Here is a 16,138-nt window from a genome sequence, read left to right as displayed (position 1 = left end):
TATATAAAATGGAGTATTATTATATTATAAAAACATATCGGAATAGTAGGAAAAGGAGAGAGAAATATGAAAATTGCAAAAAGTTTAGTTCAATTAATAGGAAATACACCATTACTTGAACTTGAAAATTATAATAATGAAAAAAATGTTTTAGGAAAAATTATTGGAAAGTTAGAATATTTTAACCCAGGTGGCAGCGTAAAGGATAGAATTGGATTTGGAATGATAGAAGCTGCAGAAAAAGAGGGGCTATTAAACAAAGACACAGTTATCATTGAACCAACTAGTGGAAATACAGGAATAGCTTTAGCTTATATTTCAGCTGCAAAAGGATATAGATTGATTTTAACAATGCCTGAAACAATGAGTATGGAAAGAAGGAGTTTATTAAAAGCATTAGGAGCTGAATTAGTATTAACTCCAGGAGCAGAAGGAATGAAGGGTGCTATAGCAAAAGCTAATGAACTTAAAGCATCAATTGAAAATTCTATAATACTTCAACAATTTGAAAACCCAGCAAATCCACAAATCCATAGAGTAACAACTGCAGAAGAGATTTGGAATGATACAGATGGACAAGTAGATATAGTAGTTGCTGGAGTTGGTACAGGGGGAACTTTAACAGGAATAGGTGAAGTTTTAAAGGCAAGAAAATCTGATGTAAAAATTGTAGCCGTTGAGCCAACAAATTCACCAGTTATTTCAGGTGGAAATCCAGGACCACATAAATTACAAGGTATAGGAGCAGGATTTATACCAAAGAACTTAAATGTATCAATAATAGATGAAGTTATAAAAGTTGAAAATGAAGATGCATTCAAAGCATCAAAGGATTTAGCAAGAACAGAAGGATTATTAGTAGGGATATCATCAGGTGCAGCAATAGTTGCAGCTACAGAATTAGCAAAAAGAGAAGAAAATAAAGATAAAAATATAGTAGTTATTTTACCAGATACAGGAGAAAGATATTTATCTACTGATTTATATAAATAATTTATTATTAAGTCATTGCTATTTTTAGTGATGACTTTTATTATATAAACTATAGAATAAATAGAAAAAGGTGATTAAGTGAAGATTTCAACTAAAGGAAGATATGGATTAAGGGCTCTAATTGACCTATCTATTAATATGGATTCTGAAAATGTTACGATTAAAGCTATATCAGAACGACAAAATATATCTGAAAGATATCTAGAACAAATTTTTTCATTGTTAAGAAAAGCTGGTATTATAGTAGGTAGAAAAGGCGCACAAGGTGGATATAGTTTAGGTAAAGATATAAGAGAATTAACTATACTAGAAATCTTAAAGATTCTAGAAGGTGATAATATTTTTATAGATATAAATGATAAGGAAGAAAATGAATTAGAAGAGTTTATAAATAAGAATTTGTGGAAAGATATAAATAATATTATTAAAGATTATTTTTCTTCAATAACTTTAGAAGATCTAGTAGATAATTATAAAAAATCAAAAGATACAATTATTTATTATATATAAAAAATACACCTCCAAATGTTAGATATAGTGTCTGACATTTGGGGGTGCACATCATTCAAGTTCCTTTATTCCTAGAAGTATTTAGCATCTAATTCATTGGATATTGAAATGTTGTAAATATAAGCATTAGATACTTCAATAATAAATTGTTTTTGTTCTTCTTCAGTAAGCTTTAGATTAGCTAACATCATATGATATTTCATAACATAAGTTTTTATCTCACCTAAATTTTCATAAGCATAATAGTTAAGAGCTTCATCTGAAACATGGTACTCTTCTTTTAATAGAGAATAGAACATTCTACCTCCAAATAAATCGGCTAAAAATCTTATATACCCATGAGCTATTAATAATTTTGGATTATTCTCAGCAACAGTATTTATCTTATCTACATAAGCTAAAGTTGAAGAAAGAACTTCTAAATCTTTATTATTTCCTAGAGCTCTTACGTCATTTCTAATTGCTTCTGTTCTAAAAAGTTCAGTTGTAACAAAAAGTTTAACTTCATCTAAATCCTTATATTTATTTAAATTTGTTTCAATAGCATCATATACAAAAGATAAGTTATAAATATATTCTGTATAGCTTTCTAAGTTTGCACCTTTAGCAAGAAATCTATGTGTAAAGCCTGAATTTTCAGTTGCTTTATGAAGAAGATTACTTTTGTTTCTAATATCATTCATGAAATTATTCATATAAACACTCCTTTAATAATTATTATCGATTAATATTAATTTAATACTACTCTTTGAACTATGAAATATCAAATTTTATTTAGGATTAAATTATAAGGTTTTTCTCGTAAATGCTTTAAATATTATCAAATTTTGAAGTTTTTTGAACAATGTTCATTTTATATATAAAATATATTAAAGAAAAGAAAGAAAATTATAAATTTAGGAAATCGATAAATTTAAATGTCTTTCATTAAATATAAAAAATATCATTGGTTATTAGATGATATTTTTTATAAAAAACATAGTTAAACTTTAAAAAATTAGTAATTAAACTAGCTTTAGAAGAAGGTAGTAGATATTGTAATAAATCCGCATAAATGCTAATATGTAAATGATATCAGAGAAAGGTGGATGATGGTTCTTATGATAAAAAATAAATCTAAAAGCTTAAGAAAATTTATATTAATTTTTATTGCTAATTTAGTATCTTTATTTCTAATTGCAGGAGTAATTTCTAGCTTAAGAGGATTTCACTTAAAGGATGTACTTTTCATTGAAGGAATATTAATATTGATGATAGTATTATTTTCTTCAATAAGTGGAAGCAATCAAAGCTTATCGTTACAAGAGTTTGGCCAAGTTAATCCACAGTATTTTGCAAATATAGTTTTAGAAAATAACATTGCTGAAAAAGAAAGAATAGTTTCAGCTTCTAATATTAAAATTAATATGGATTTAATTAGTTCTTCCATATTAATAGGATCTATTGTAGTTTTAATAAGTAGCTATTTATTATAATAAGTAAATTTCTAAGTAAGTATTCTAAAATAAGAATACTTACTTTTTTTTGCAATAAATTATAAGTATAGGATTGATTTAGGAGATTGGTTTGTTTGATTATTATTATAAGAGTAAAAAAAGTATATATCTATATTTTATTATTTTTAGTCCTTATTTTTTCTTTGGCTATATTTTTCAAAGATAGTATAAGAGAATACTTTAAAATAAGTTATAGAAAATACTATAATATTCACATTTCAACTGCTGAAATAAATGAAATGGAGAAAAGTTTAAATATTATGAAGGTTGATTATAACTGGAAAGAAAATTTAAATATGAATAATAAACCAAATAAAATTATTATTCATCATACTGCTTTAGCAAAGGCTTCTCCCGAAGAAATTAATGAATTTCACAAGTCGAAAGGATGGAAGGGAATAGGATATAACTTTTACATAAGCAAGAATGGTACTATATATGAGGGGAGACCTGAAGGTTCAGAAGGAGCTCATACTTTAGGTGAAAATAGTAGTTCTATTGGTATTTGCTTAGAGGGTAATTTTGAAGATGAAGAAGTGAAAGAAGCACAATTAAAGAATTTAATAAATTTATCATTATATATTTCTTTAAAATATGATATTTATAAGATTATTGGGCATAAAGAAGTATATAGTACTCTTTGTCCTGGAGAAAAATTTCCTTTAGAGGAAGTGAGAAAAATGATAGTAAAGAATATAAAGAAATATAAAAGATTAGAAATAAAATTAGGAGCTGTGTGACAGCTCCTTAAGCACTTAGTTTATATTCTTCTAAAGCCTTTGATAATTGATCAGGGCAAGAAGTGCCTTTATTACGGCAATCTATTCCTCTAAGTTTATTTATTGCATCATCAATATTCATACCAGCCACTAATGCTGATATTCCTGTTAGATTTCCTTGGCAACCTCTAATAAATTCTACACTCTTAATAGTATCATTTTCAATATCTAAGTGAATTTCTGTTGCACATACCCCTTTAGTCTTATAAATAAACATCTAATATACCTCCAAAATTTATTGCAAGATTATTATATAATCATATTAATTAAAAATAAAGTAATTTGTAGAATTTTAAGTGAAAAGATAAAATTATGGTCCGAAAAAATAGCTTAAACATATAATATAAATGTATATATTATAATAAGAGAAATAAAAGGTGGGATAGGATGAACTCTTTGATTGTATGTAATACTGGCAGTGATTGTATTAGTAAAATGTCATTGGTAAAGTCACTTGATCTAAGTGTAGATTATAAAGAAATATTACTAACTATAGGGGAAAAACCACTAGGACCAAATGGGATTTATATCAAAAATAATATAGCTTATGTAGTTAATAGTTATAGTAATTCTATTTCAATATTAAATATGGATACTTTAAAGGAAATAGACTCTACTTATGTTGGAGAGCATCCAAATGATTTAATTGGCTATAATAATAATTTGTACATTGTATGTTCTGAATCTAATTCTGTTGTTGTTTATGATATAGAGGAAAATAAAATGATATTAGAAATAAAAACTAATAATTGGCCCTATAATATTGAGTTAAGCAAAGAATTAGGGCTAATTTTTATCACTAATTTTCAAAGTAATAATATATCTGTAATTGATATAGTATCTAATAATATAATAGGAGAATTGACTACATTAGAATATCCTACTAAGGTTAGGGTATCAAAGGACGGTAAACTATTATATGTTTGTGAAAGTTATATGGGTGATGAAAATAATGGATATATAGAAGTTTTTGATTTAATTACATTAAAATCATTAAGGAAAATAGGAGTAGGCAAAGTACCAATAGACATTATTGAAGAAGAAGATATATTATATATATGTAATTTAATGGATGGTAGTATAACACTGATAGATAAGTTAAATTTAAATAAAGTAACTGAAATAATAGTAGGTGGTATGCCTAGATCTATAGTTAAATATAGAAATATACTATATATTGGGGACTATTTTAATGGAAGAGTGATATGCTTAGACTTGCGTAATAATAATACAAAAGCCATAACAGTAGGGAAAGAACCTAATGCTATGACTTTATATTAGTTTGAATCATTAAATAAAGAGTTCATAATTTTATTATATATATCAGAAGGGTTATCCTTCCACCTATTGCATAGAGATACTGCTTGTTTTTTTGTAGGTACTGAAACTTTTAGAGATATTAGTAAATTATCATTTTCTAAAGCCTGTAAGTCTACAATAAAGGAGTCATCTTCTCCAAGGGTATAATCACTATGAATAGTTAATTCTTTTTTTATAGAGTCTACTATTGAAAGAAGGTAATCGTCGATTATCTTCTTTTTAATTGAAGAAATCCTATCAGAAAAGAATGAAAGGGTATTGGTACCTTTTTCAGTAATACGAATAAGATTCTTTTCATTAACTGTTTCATATCTTAGAAAATCTGAAGTTATTAGTTCACTAATATACTGTTGAAGAGTAAAGTAATTTATAAAATTATTTTCTAAGATAATTTCTGTTAATTGAGTATTCGTAATAGGATGTTTTAATGAATCAATTACATATAATACTAATAATTTATTTTCTGCTAATTCAGCTGAGTTTTCGTACATATTAAACCTCCATTTAGAAAGTATAGATTTATTATAACATAATATTTAAAAATTTCATAACTACATATTATTGTCATTAATATAAAAAAACAGAATATAAATTAAATGAATCACTTATTAGGAGAATTTATGAATAGAAGGTATAGGGTTGGATTAAGTTTACTATTATTAATTTCAACAATAATAGTATCTATATTATTTACTGAAAAAGCTAAACTTAGCTTAGCAGAAATTAAAAATGATAAGCCTATATATAGGGTTAAAACAGAAGAAAAAGTTATAGCTATTACTTTTGATATAAATTGGGCTGAAAAAGAAGAATTATATAACATATTAGAGGTACTAGATAAATATAATGTAAAGGCAACCTTTTTTATAATGGGAGGTTGGGTTAATTATAGTGATGAAAACAGAGAAAAACTTATAAAAATAAAGGAGGGAGGTCATGAAATAGGAAATCATAGCTATAAGCATCCCATGTTTAGTAAAATTACCGAAGAAAAGATGAAGGAAGAACTTGATAAGACTAATAAAATTATTAAGGATGTAACTGGTGAAGAGATAAAGCTATTTAGATTTCCAAGTGGAGATTATAATAAAAAAGCATGTGAATTTATATATAATCAAGGAATGATTAGTATTCAGTGGGATGTAGATTCTGTAGACTGGAAGCAAAGTAGTGCAATTGAAGAATATAGCAGAGTTATGAAGAAAGTTGCTCCTGGATCAATACTATTATTTCATAATAACGCTAAATATACTCCTGGAAATTTAGATAAGATAATTGATGAATTATTAAAAGAAGGTTATAAATTTGCTAAAGTAGGTGAAATCATTTACTATGGCGATTATTTTATTAATGAAAATGGAGAACAAATAAAAAATAATTAAAAAATATTGAAAAATGATGATATAATGTATTATAATGGAAATGTATCCATAAAGATTAAAAAAGCAAAGGAATAAAAATTATTACTAAGGGAGAGAGGGGTTAGTGATGGACAACTTGATGTTAAATAACAAGATTTATTTAGAGGGAAAGGTAATATCAGAATTAGAATTCAGTCATGAAATGTATGGGGAAGGGTTTTATACATTTTCTATGGAGGTTATGAGACTTAGTGACTCAGTTGATATTTTAAATATAACTGTATCAGAGAGATTAATAGCAAATATGGATTTATCAATTGGGAAAGAGATAATTGTAGATGGTCAACTAAGATCTTATAATAAATTCGTAGACGGATCTAATAAATTAATATTAACAGTTTTTGCTAGGAACATAGAACCGTGTATTGAAAGAAGTAAGAATCCTAATGAAATTTTCTTAGATGGATATATATGTAAGGAACCAGTTTATAGAACAACACCATTTGGAAGAGAAATTGCTGATGTATTATTAGCTGTAAATAGAGCTTATAATAAATCAGATTATATTCCTACTATAGCTTGGGGAAGAAACTCTAGATTTTGTCAAAGCTTAGAAGTAGGAGATAATATTAGAGTTTGGGGTAGACTACAAAGCAGAGAATATCAAAAAAAGGTTAGTGATACTGATGTAATAAAGAAAATTGCTTATGAAGTATCAGTTTCAAAGATGGAAAGAGTTCAAGAGGAACAAGTAGACCCTGTTAATGAAGTTAATGAACAAGAAGTTATGTAATAAATAAGGAGCTGGTAACAGCTCCTTATTTAATATGTATTTTATTTTCTTAGATCTTCTAGAATTTTTGTTTTATCTTTTGTGTGCTCATCTACAGATTTTATAATTTTAGCTGGACTACCTGCAACAACAACTCCAGATGGAACATCCTTTGTTACAATAGAACCTGCAGCAATGACAGCTCCATTACCAACACGAACACCTTCTAAAATTACTGCATTGGCACCTATTAATACATCATCTCCTATTTCACATGGAGATTTACTTGGTGGTTCTAAAACTCCAGCCACTACAGCACCAGCACCAATATGAGATCTTTTTCCTATTTTAGCTCTAGCCCCAAGGACTGCATTCATATCTATCATAGTACCTTCACCAATTTCAGCACCTATATTAATAACAGCACCCATCATAATAACAGCATTTTCTTCTATCTTTACTCTATCTCTTATTATTGCACCAGGCTCGATTCTAGCGTTAACTTCTAGAAGGTTTAACATAGGAATAGCAGAATTTCTTCTATCATTTTCTATTCTAAAATGATTTATTAAAGATTTATTTTTTTCTATAAATTCTTTAAGTATATTTGATTCTCCAAATAAAATATAAAAATTATTGCTTCCATACCATTCTATATTATTGAATTCAACTCTGCTTAAGTCCCCATTTATATAGGCTTTAACAGGTGTTATCTTTACAGAATCTCTTATAAATTTTGCAATTTCATAAGGATCGGTTAAATCGTTATAATTCATAAATAAATCCTCCCCAAATTAATATTAATTTGAAGAAATTATATCAATATATTGGAAGGATAGCAAGTGTTAGGAAATATAAAATACAAATAATAATATTATTTGCAAGTAAATTATACTTAATGTAAAATCTATAAAAAGGAGTTGATAAAATTGAAATTAGAAAAAGGATTAATTCAAGTTTATACTGGAGAAGGTAAAGGAAAGACAACTGCAGCTATTGGCCAAGGAATTAGAGCTTATGGTAATGGGTTAAAAGTTTATATGTTGCAATTCTTAAAGGGAGGCAAAACTGGTGAACTTAAAACCATAGATGAACTTGGAGATAATTTTAAAATATTTAGATTTGAAAAGCCAAAGGATTTTACATGGAACTTAACAAAAGAAGAATTAGAAGAATTAAAACTAGAAATTAGAGATGGATATAATTTTATACTAGAAGTTATTAAGGAAAATAAATGTGATGTACTGATTATTGATGAAATTATGGCTGTATTGTCAAATGAATTTCTTAGTGTAGAAGAAGTTATGTATATATTAGATAATAAACCTGAATCTATGGAAATAATATTAACAGGAAGAAACGTTCCTAAAGAAATAATAGAGAAAAGTAATTTAGTTACAGAAATGAAGTGTATTAAGCATTATTTTGAAGAAGGAGTTCCAGCTAGAGAAGGAATAGAATTTTAAGCAATAGGGGGCAAAAAATGAATGAGAATTTAAATGAGATAAAAATGTCTGGAATAAGAAGGTTTTTTAATAAGGTAAAAAATGTTGATGGGGCTATATCATTAACCTTAGGGCAACCTGATTTTAAGACACCTAAAGAAATAAAAAATGGAATGATAAAAGCAATAAAAGAGGATAAGACTGTATATACAGATAATTTTGGGCTTTTAGAATTAAGAAAAGAAATATCAAAGTATTTAAAAGCTAAGGGAATTAATTATGAGCATGATGAGATTTGTGTTACTGTAGGTGGAAGTGAAGCTTTATTTTCATCTTTAGTTTCTATAATAAACAAAGGGAATAAAGTTTTAATTCCTACTCCAGCTTATCCAGCTTACGAAAATATTGTTAAAATAATAGGCGGGGAAGTTATAAATTATAAACTAAAGGATGATTTTTCTTTAGATTTTGAAATGTTAAAAAGATTAATAAAAGAAGAAAATATCAAGTATATGATTTTGTCATATCCATCTAATCCAACTGGAGCTATATTAAGTAAGAGTGAATATAACAATTTATTAGAAATTATAAAAGAAAATAAATTAACTATAATAAGCGATGAATTATATGAATCTCTTTGTTACGATGAATATTATAGTATTGCTATGAATGAAGATGTTATAGATAATGTAATATATATTGGCGGCTTTTCTAAAATGTTTTCTATTACAGGTATTAGAGTAGGATTTGTTGCAGCAAAAAAAGAGAAACTTGATGAAATTGGAAAAGTACATCAATATAATGTGTCTTGTACTAATTCAGTAGGGCAGTATGGAGTTGTAGAAGGTCTTAAATATGGACTTTATAATGTAGATTATATGAAAGAAGAATTTATAAGAAGAAAGGCTTATATAGAAGATAGGCTTAGAAAGATGAATATGGATTTTGTTTCGCCTAAAGGAGCCTTTTATATATTTCCTTCTATAAAGAAATATAATTTAAAATCTGAGTTGTTTTGTGAAAAGCTATTATATGAAGAAAAAGTTGCCTGTGTTCCAGGGGATGCCTTTGGAGTTGGAGGAGAAGGATTTATTAGAATATCTTATTGTTACTCTCATAAGGAATTAAAAGAAGCCTTAAATAGAATTGAGAAATTCATAAATAGATATAGTAATTAAAAAACACCCACTAATAGAATTTTATTCATATTGGTGGGTGTTTTTATGAATAAATATGCTAATAAGTTCTTTTAAATATGTAACTAAGACTATTAAATTTGTTCGCTTACAGTGAACAAATAAAGCCTAATGTCCATATAAGTTTATTATAAAAGAATAAAATAATTTAAAAAATTAATATATTAATAAAAATTAGAAAAAATGAAGGATTAATATTTATACTTGCATAAAAGCAGAAATATAGGGGGTGTAAGCGTTTTCTAGAAGGACTCAACACCTTTTAACAATTGGGAAAAAAACTATAATTTTATTGATATATTATCAAAATAGGACATGTTATTTTAAAATGTTAATTGACAATTTCTTATAATATAATATAATTATTAATATCTACAAATTGGAATGTGCGTAGAATAATGAATGGGGGTTGAACACAAATGGTAAAGTATATAGGAAAGAGACTTTTAACTAGTTTAATTACTATTTGGGCAGTAGTTACTATAGTTTTCTTTCTAGTAAGGATGATGCCGGGTGGTCCATTTGACGGAGAAAAAACTACACCTGAGATGAAAGCTCAATTAAATGAAAAATATGGATTGGACAAGCCGGTTGGAGAACAATATGCAATTTATATGAAGAACCTATTAAAGGGTGACTTTGGTAAATCAATGAAGTATAAAGGAAGAGATGTTTTAACAACAATAAAGAAAAGCTTCCCTAATTCAGCCAAAGTTGGAGCGGTATCAATAGTATTTTCTGTAATAGTAGGAGTATCATTAGGAATAATTGCTGCATTAAAGGCAGGAAAATGGCCAGATCATGTATGTATGATATTAGCTACAATAGGAATAACAATACCAAGCTTTGTAATGGGAACTTTCTTAATCTATATTTTTACGGTGCAGGCGAAAGGATTATTGCCAGCAACTGGATTAAGTAAGCCTAAAAACTATATAATGCCAGTACTTGCGCTTTCAGGAAGTTCTATGGCATTTATAACAAGATTAACAAGAAGTAAATTAATGGACGTATTAAAGTCAGATTATATAAGAACAGCAAAAGCTAAAGGCTTAAGTGGAAAAACAATAATTTTTAAACATGCATTAAGAAATTCATTAATTCCAGTAGTAACTTATTTAGGACCATTAGTTGCAGGAGTTTTAACTGGATCTTTTGTAGTAGAAAAAATATTTGCTATTCCTGGACTAGGTAATGAATTTACATTATCAATAACTAATAGAGATTATACTTCATTATTAGGAGTAACAGCATTTTATTGTACATTAATAGTAATATGTAATCTTTTAGTTGATATTGTTTATGTATTAATAGACCCAAGAATTAAGCTTGAAGGTTAATAGGGGGTAAAGAAATGGAAAATTTAAAAGTTGACTTAAACATTGATAAAGAATTATTTACTCCTTTAAGTGAAGAGGAAAAAAAGTTTGAAGAAGTTGTAAGACCTAGCGTTGGTTATTGGGCTGATGCTTGGAGAAGATTAAAAAATAATAAAGTGGCATTATTTTCATTAATTTTGATTGTAGTAATTGTTATCTGTGCATTTTTAGGGCCAATTTTTATGGAAAAAGTTCTAGGATACACATATTATGATACAAATTTACAAGCAACAGATTTAAGACCAAGCTCACAGCATTGGTTTGGAACAGATAATTTAGGTAGAGATTTATTCGTAAGAGTAATGTATGGAACTAGATATTCACTAATAATAGCTATATCTGCTGCGGCAATAAATTTAATTATTGGTGTATTATATGGTGGAGTCGCAGGATTCTTTGGAGGAAGAGTAGACAATATAATGATGAGAATAGTAGATGTTTTATACTCTATTCCTACTCAAATATATGTAATTATTTTAATGGCAACATTTAAAAAAGAAGGATCTACTGGGCTTGTAACAATAATTTTAGCTATGGCAATATCCTATTGGGTTGGTATGGCTAGAATAGTAAGAGGGGATATCCTTCAATTAAAACAACAAGAATTTGTTCTTGCTGCTAAAGCTTTAGGAGCTTCAAAGACAAGAGTATTGTTTAGACACTTAATTCCAAACTGTATTGGATCTATTTTAGTTACATTAACTTTATTTGTTCCTCAAGCAATATTTACTGAAGCGTTTTTAAGCTTCATTGGATTAGGTATTAATGCACCACTTGCATCTTTAGGAACTTTAGCAAATGATGCTAGTGGATTACTAAGCACAGCAGCATACCAATTATTATTCCCAGCAGGGGCTATTTGCTTAATAATTTTAGCATTTAACTTATTTGGTGATGGCTTAACAGAAGCTTTAGATCCTAAGAATAAGAAATAGGAGGAATGACGAATGAGTAAGTTATTGGAAGTAAAAAATTTGAAGACCTCCTTTAGAACACATATAGGTGATGTACAAGCTGTTAGAGGAGTTTCTTTATATCTAAATAAAGGAGAGGCTTTAGGAATTGTTGGAGAATCTGGTTGTGGTAAGTCAGTTACTATGATGTCAATTATGAGATTGTTAGCAGATAACGCAATTATTGAAGCTGATGAAATAGTATTTAATGGAGAAGATATAACAAATCCAACTGAAGATGATATGCAAGAAATTAGGGGAAATGAAATAGCAATGATATTCCAAGACCCTATGACATCTTTAAATCCATTATTTACAGTTGGAGAGCAATTAACAGAGCATTTAATAAAACATAAAAAAATAAGTAAAAAAGAAGCTAACAATTTAGCAATCAAAATGTTAGATATGGTAGGAATTCCTAGCCCAGAAAGCAGGCTAAAACAATATCCACATGAATTTTCAGGTGGTATGAGACAAAGAGTTATGATTGCTATGAGCTTAATTTGTGATCCAAAGCTTATAATTGCAGATGAACCAACTACAGCATTAGATGTTACTATACAAGCTCAAATATTAGATTTAATGAAAGATCTTAAAAATAAAATAAATACTTCTATAATATTAATAACTCACGATTTAGGTGTAGTTGCAGATCTTTGTACTAGAATTAATGTTATGTATGGTGGAATAATTGTAGAAGAAGGTTCAGATGAAGATATATTCTATAATGGAAAGCATCCATATACATGGGGATTATTAAATAGTGTGCCTAATCCTAAGAGTGAAATAAAAGAAAAATTAACACCAATAGAAGGACAACCACCAGATTTATTAAAACCACCAGTTGGATGTCCATTTGCAGCAAGATGTAAATATGCAATGAAGGTTTGTTTAGAAAAGCAACCTCCATTATTTGAAATTTCTGATGGACATAGAGCTGCATGTTGGTTATGTCATGAAAATGCACCAAAGGTAGAAGCACCAATAAGGAGGGAAGAATAATGGAAAAAAATAATGATGTTATTTTAGAAGTTAAAAATCTTTGTAAGTACTTCCCTGCAAACAAAGGCCTTTTTGCTAAAAAAAGCTTTGTAAAGGCTGTTGATAATGTTTCTTTTGAAATAAAAAGAGGAGAAACATTAGGGTTAGTTGGTGAATCAGGTTGTGGGAAGACTACTACAGGAAGAACAATATTAAAATTATATGAACCTACTTCAGGACAAATTATCTTTAATGGTGAAGATATTACTAATTATAGTGAAAAGAAGATGGTTTCTTTAAGAAAGAATATGCAAATGATATTCCAAGATCCATATGCATCATTAAATCCTAGAATGACTGTAGGAGATATTATTGGTGAAGCTATAGATATTCATGGATTATATAAGGGTGAAGAAAGAACTAAAAGAATAAGATATCTTTTAGATAGAGTAGGACTTAATGGAAGTCATATAAATAGATATGCTCATGAATTTTCAGGTGGGCAAAGACAAAGAATTGGTATTGCAAGAGCACTTGCAGTGCAACCAGATTTTATAGTATGTGATGAGCCTATATCAGCATTGGATGTATCTATTCAAGCTCAAGTTATTAATATGTTAGAAGAGCTCCAAGAAGAATTCGGACTAACATATTTATTTATAGCTCATGATTTATCAATGGTTAAGCATATATCGACACATATTGGGGTTATGTATTTAGGTCAAATGGTTGAAAAGGGGCCAGCTGATGCTGTGTATTTAAAGCCTAAGCATCCATACACTCAAGCATTACTTTCAGCTGTTCCTATAGCAGATCCTAAAGTAGCTAAAAATAATAAAAGAATAGTTTTACAAGGTGATATACCATCACCAATAGATCCAGCTCCTGGCTGTAGATTTAAAGGTAGATGTAAATATGCTATGCCAATCTGTGCTGAAGTTGATCCAGAACTTAAGGAAGTAGAACCTGGTCACTTTGTATCATGCCATTTATTTAATAAATAGTTAGCTATTGCATTAAGCAATTTCTATAAATAAATATATTAAGGGGGAAAAAACAATGAAGAGCAATAAGCTTAGAAAAATTTGTGCAGTTGCACTAACACTTGCTCTTGGAATGTCTGTTTTTGCAGGATGTGGAAATAGTAGTTCAGGAGATAGTGGAAGAAAATTAATTTATAATTTAGGAGAAGATCCTGAAACAATCGATCCTACATTAAATACTTCATCAGGAGCTGGTTCAATAATTGACAATGCTTTTGAAGGATTAATGAGACTTGATGAAAATGAAAAAGCAATTCCTGGAGTTGCTGAAAAAATGGAAGTATCAGATGATAATTTAGTATATACTTTTACTTTAAGAAAAGATGCTAAATGGTCAGATGGACAAGCAGTTACTGCAAAAGATTTTGAATATTCATGGGTAAGAGCCTTAACTAAGGAAACTGCTGCTGAATACAATTATCAATTATTCTATATTAAGAATGGTGAAAAGTTCTATAATGGAGAAGCTACTAGAGATGAGTTAGGTATCGAAGTTGTTGATGATCAAACACTTAAAGTTACTTTAGAAGCTCCAACAGCTTATTTCCCAGAATTAACTGCATTTACTACTTATATGCCACTTAGAGAAGATATAGTTTCAGCTGATCCAGATGGATGGGCTACTGAACCAGAAACTTATGTTTCAAATGGGCCTTTCAAACTAGTTCAATGGGATATGAAAGATCAATTAGTATTTGAAAAGAATGAAGAATATTGGAATGCTAAAGAAATAAAGCTTCCAGGTGTTGTATATAAATTAGTTACTGATACAAATACTGCATATGCTTCTTTAAAATCTGGAGAATTCGACATGGTTGATACAGTACCACCAGCAGAAATTGCAGGAGGTAAAGAAGAAGGATTAGTTACAATATATCCAAACCTTGCTACTTATATGTTAGTAATAAACGTTGGTAAACAATCAACTTTACCTGAAGATGTTAAAAAAGCTTTAAGTAATGAAAAGGTAAGAAAAGCTTTAGCTATATCAATAGACAGAAAAGCTATTACTGAAAATGTTACTAAATCTGGACAAGTTCCTGCATATAGCTTTGTTCCAAAAGGAATTTTAAATGAAAACGGAGAAGATTTTGCAGATAGAGAATACTATGATGCAAATAAAGCTAACGTTGATGAAGCTAAGAAATTATTAGCTGAAGCTGGATATCCAAATGGTGAAGGTCTTCCTACTTTAGAATTTATGTATAATACTGAAGGAGATCACAAATTAATTGCTCAAGCTATACAACAAGACTGGGCTAAGATTGGCGTTAATGTTGAATTAACTAACCAAGAATGGAAAGTATTCTTAAATACTAGACAACAAGGACAATATGAAATTGCTAGACATGGTTGGTCAGGAGACTATGTTGATCCAATGACATTCTTAGATTTATGGGTAACTGGTGGCGGAAATAATGATGCTGGATATTCAAATGCTGAATATGACAAATTAGTTGCTGCTGCTAAGAGTGAAGGGGATCAAGATAAGAGATGGGAAATCATGAAGCAAGCTGAAGATATATTAATGAATGATATGCCTATTATCCCAATCTATTACTACACTAAAGTTAAAGGAGCTAAGCCAGAAGTTAAAGGCGTTAGAGTTTCTACTTTAGGACATGTATTCTTCGATAAAGCTTATATTGAAGAATAGTAAAATTATTATAAGAAAAGAAGAGTTTTTGACTCTTCTTTTTTTAATTTCCAGCTCTATTAAAATGTTCACTAGAGAAGCCTTCTCGTTTTATAGATTTATGTTTTGCATTTGGATTATGATTATGACCTTCTTCTGTTATTGGCGTTTGATAATTACACTTTTCCATTCTAGCTTTTTTATTATCAGGTTGGCTATCTTTAGGCATTTGCAATCCTCCTTATTTATATTTATATTATATCTTTCCACCTAA

General features: G+C 28.4%; 19 protein-coding genes. 14 read left to right on the top strand and 5 right to left on the bottom strand.

What is annotated here, in order from left to right:
- The first annotated feature begins 66 nt into the window (after positions 1 to 66).
- Both cysK and ACFYH6_RS10705 read left to right on the top strand, forming a co-directional pair.
- Positions 67 to 993: a cysteine synthase A gene (cysK, locus tag ACFYH6_RS10710; protein WP_316342987.1), complete on the top strand. Its 927-nt coding sequence runs from the start codon at positions 67 to 69 to the stop codon at positions 991 to 993.
- A 78-nt stretch (positions 994 to 1,071) separates the two neighbouring features.
- Positions 1,072 to 1,503 (top strand): Rrf2 family transcriptional regulator, encoded by a 432-nt coding sequence (locus ACFYH6_RS10705; protein WP_316342986.1) that lies wholly within the window; start codon positions 1,072 to 1,074, stop codon positions 1,501 to 1,503.
- A 71-nt stretch (positions 1,504 to 1,574) separates the two neighbouring features.
- Here ACFYH6_RS10705 and ACFYH6_RS10700 read toward each other — a convergent pair whose 3' ends face one another.
- Positions 1,575 to 2,198: a heme oxygenase (biliverdin-producing) gene (locus ACFYH6_RS10700; protein ID WP_416178603.1), complete on the bottom strand. Its 624-nt coding sequence runs from the start codon at positions 2,196 to 2,198 to the stop codon at positions 1,575 to 1,577.
- A 405-nt stretch (positions 2,199 to 2,603) separates the two neighbouring features.
- On the opposite strand from ACFYH6_RS10700, the gene ACFYH6_RS10695 reads away from it, so the two are divergent.
- On the top strand, positions 2,604 to 2,978 hold the full coding sequence (locus ACFYH6_RS10695; protein ID WP_316342984.1) for a hypothetical protein: 375 nt from the start codon (positions 2,604 to 2,606) through the stop codon (positions 2,976 to 2,978).
- 95 nt (positions 2,979 to 3,073) lie between these two features.
- The gene (locus ACFYH6_RS10690) at positions 3,074 to 3,739 is read left to right on the top strand and encodes a peptidoglycan recognition family protein (protein ID WP_416178602.1); all 666 of its coding nucleotides are present in this window, start codon (positions 3,074 to 3,076) and stop codon (positions 3,737 to 3,739) included.
- Positions 3,740 to 3,746: 7 nt separating this feature from the next.
- Here the strand turns inward: ACFYH6_RS10690 and ACFYH6_RS10685 are convergent, their stop codons facing one another.
- Positions 3,747 to 3,995, bottom strand: coding sequence for a TIGR03905 family TSCPD domain-containing protein (locus ACFYH6_RS10685; RefSeq protein WP_316342982.1), 249 nt, complete (start codon positions 3,993 to 3,995; stop codon positions 3,747 to 3,749).
- Between the two features lie 170 nt (positions 3,996 to 4,165).
- On the opposite strand from ACFYH6_RS10685, the gene ACFYH6_RS10680 reads away from it, so the two are divergent.
- A complete protein-coding gene (locus ACFYH6_RS10680; RefSeq protein WP_416178601.1) occupies positions 4,166 to 5,059 on the top strand; it encodes a YncE family protein in 894 nt (297 codons plus the stop codon).
- Here ACFYH6_RS10680 and ACFYH6_RS10675 read toward each other — a convergent pair.
- Positions 5,056 to 5,589, bottom strand: a complete 534-nt coding sequence (locus ACFYH6_RS10675) for a DUF4364 family protein (RefSeq protein WP_316342980.1) — start codon at positions 5,587 to 5,589, stop codon at positions 5,056 to 5,058. The genes ACFYH6_RS10680 and ACFYH6_RS10675 overlap by 4 nt on opposite strands.
- A gap of 129 nt (positions 5,590 to 5,718) precedes the next feature.
- Between ACFYH6_RS10675 and ACFYH6_RS10670 the strand changes: the two genes are divergently transcribed.
- Complete coding sequence (locus tag ACFYH6_RS10670) at positions 5,719 to 6,480, top strand: polysaccharide deacetylase family protein (protein WP_316342979.1); 762 nt, start codon at positions 5,719 to 5,721, stop codon at positions 6,478 to 6,480.
- A 106-nt stretch (positions 6,481 to 6,586) separates the two neighbouring features.
- On the top strand, positions 6,587 to 7,252 hold the full coding sequence (locus tag ACFYH6_RS10665; protein WP_316342978.1) for a single-stranded DNA-binding protein: 666 nt from the start codon (positions 6,587 to 6,589) through the stop codon (positions 7,250 to 7,252).
- 41 nt (positions 7,253 to 7,293) lie between these two features.
- Here the strand turns inward: ACFYH6_RS10665 and dapD are convergent, their stop codons facing one another.
- Complete coding sequence (dapD, locus tag ACFYH6_RS10660; RefSeq protein WP_316342977.1) at positions 7,294 to 8,007, bottom strand: 2,3,4,5-tetrahydropyridine-2,6-dicarboxylate N-acetyltransferase; 714 nt, start codon at positions 8,005 to 8,007, stop codon at positions 7,294 to 7,296.
- A gap of 153 nt (positions 8,008 to 8,160) precedes the next feature.
- Here dapD and ACFYH6_RS10655 point away from each other — a divergent pair, with 153 nt between their 5' ends.
- From ACFYH6_RS10655 to ACFYH6_RS10625, 7 genes are all read left to right on the top strand, one after another.
- On the top strand, positions 8,161 to 8,697 hold the full coding sequence (locus tag ACFYH6_RS10655) for a cob(I)yrinic acid a,c-diamide adenosyltransferase (protein ID WP_416178600.1): 537 nt from the start codon (positions 8,161 to 8,163) through the stop codon (positions 8,695 to 8,697).
- A 17-nt stretch (positions 8,698 to 8,714) separates the two neighbouring features.
- A complete protein-coding gene (locus ACFYH6_RS10650) occupies positions 8,715 to 9,854 on the top strand; it encodes a pyridoxal phosphate-dependent aminotransferase (RefSeq protein WP_416178599.1) in 1,140 nt (379 codons plus the stop codon).
- Positions 9,855 to 10,291: 437 nt separating this feature from the next.
- On the top strand, positions 10,292 to 11,212 hold the full coding sequence (locus ACFYH6_RS10645; RefSeq protein WP_416178598.1) for an ABC transporter permease: 921 nt from the start codon (positions 10,292 to 10,294) through the stop codon (positions 11,210 to 11,212).
- Positions 11,213 to 11,226: 14 nt separating this feature from the next.
- A complete protein-coding gene (locus tag ACFYH6_RS10640) occupies positions 11,227 to 12,186 on the top strand; it encodes an ABC transporter permease (RefSeq protein ID WP_416178597.1) in 960 nt (319 codons plus the stop codon).
- 12 nt (positions 12,187 to 12,198) lie between these two features.
- A complete protein-coding gene (locus tag ACFYH6_RS10635) occupies positions 12,199 to 13,206 on the top strand; it encodes an ABC transporter ATP-binding protein (protein ID WP_416178596.1) in 1,008 nt (335 codons plus the stop codon).
- On the top strand, positions 13,206 to 14,189 hold the full coding sequence (locus ACFYH6_RS10630) for an ABC transporter ATP-binding protein (RefSeq protein WP_416178595.1): 984 nt from the start codon (positions 13,206 to 13,208) through the stop codon (positions 14,187 to 14,189). Before ACFYH6_RS10635 ends, ACFYH6_RS10630 begins: the two co-directional genes overlap by 1 nt.
- A 55-nt stretch (positions 14,190 to 14,244) precedes the next feature.
- Positions 14,245 to 15,885 (top strand): peptide ABC transporter substrate-binding protein, encoded by a 1,641-nt coding sequence (locus tag ACFYH6_RS10625; protein WP_416178594.1) that lies wholly within the window; start codon positions 14,245 to 14,247, stop codon positions 15,883 to 15,885.
- A 43-nt stretch (positions 15,886 to 15,928) separates the two neighbouring features.
- Here the strand turns inward: ACFYH6_RS10625 and ACFYH6_RS10620 are convergent, their stop codons facing one another.
- Positions 15,929 to 16,093, bottom strand: a complete 165-nt coding sequence (locus ACFYH6_RS10620; protein ID WP_316343016.1) for a hypothetical protein — start codon at positions 16,091 to 16,093, stop codon at positions 15,929 to 15,931.
- Between the last annotated feature and the right edge of the window lie 45 nt (positions 16,094 to 16,138).

Source organism: Clostridium sp. HCS.1 (assembly GCF_047900555.1).
Lineage (GTDB): Bacteria > Bacillota > Clostridia > Clostridiales > Clostridiaceae > Clostridium.
Note: the sequence above shows the minus strand (reverse complement) of the source record. Positions and strands in the feature narration are given on the sequence as shown.

Coding starts and splice junctions, on each gene's coding strand:
- cysK (WP_316342987.1), top strand. CDS start 67: ATGAAAATTGCAAAAAGTTTAGTTCAATTAATAGGAAATACACCATTA.
- ACFYH6_RS10700 (WP_416178603.1), bottom strand. CDS start 2,198: ATGAATAATTTCATGAATGATATTAGAAACAAAAGTAATCTTCTTCAT.
- ACFYH6_RS10695 (WP_316342984.1), top strand. CDS start 2,604: ATGATAAAAAATAAATCTAAAAGCTTAAGAAAATTTATATTAATTTTT.
- ACFYH6_RS10685 (WP_316342982.1), bottom strand. CDS start 3,995: ATGTTTATTTATAAGACTAAAGGGGTATGTGCAACAGAAATTCACTTA.
- ACFYH6_RS10680 (WP_416178601.1), top strand. CDS start 4,166: ATGAACTCTTTGATTGTATGTAATACTGGCAGTGATTGTATTAGTAAA.
- ACFYH6_RS10675 (WP_316342980.1), bottom strand. CDS start 5,589: ATGTACGAAAACTCAGCTGAATTAGCAGAAAATAAATTATTAGTATTA.
- ACFYH6_RS10670 (WP_316342979.1), top strand. CDS start 5,719: ATGAATAGAAGGTATAGGGTTGGATTAAGTTTACTATTATTAATTTCA.
- ACFYH6_RS10665 (WP_316342978.1), top strand. CDS start 6,587: ATGGACAACTTGATGTTAAATAACAAGATTTATTTAGAGGGAAAGGTA.
- dapD (WP_316342977.1), bottom strand. CDS start 8,007: ATGAATTATAACGATTTAACCGATCCTTATGAAATTGCAAAATTTATA.
- ACFYH6_RS10650 (WP_416178599.1), top strand. CDS start 8,715: ATGAATGAGAATTTAAATGAGATAAAAATGTCTGGAATAAGAAGGTTT.
- ACFYH6_RS10645 (WP_416178598.1), top strand. CDS start 10,292: ATGGTAAAGTATATAGGAAAGAGACTTTTAACTAGTTTAATTACTATT.
- ACFYH6_RS10640 (WP_416178597.1), top strand. CDS start 11,227: ATGGAAAATTTAAAAGTTGACTTAAACATTGATAAAGAATTATTTACT.
- ACFYH6_RS10635 (WP_416178596.1), top strand. CDS start 12,199: ATGAGTAAGTTATTGGAAGTAAAAAATTTGAAGACCTCCTTTAGAACA.
- ACFYH6_RS10630 (WP_416178595.1), top strand. CDS start 13,206: ATGGAAAAAAATAATGATGTTATTTTAGAAGTTAAAAATCTTTGTAAG.
- ACFYH6_RS10625 (WP_416178594.1), top strand. CDS start 14,245: ATGAAGAGCAATAAGCTTAGAAAAATTTGTGCAGTTGCACTAACACTT.
- ACFYH6_RS10620 (WP_316343016.1), bottom strand. CDS start 16,093: ATGCCTAAAGATAGCCAACCTGATAATAAAAAAGCTAGAATGGAAAAG.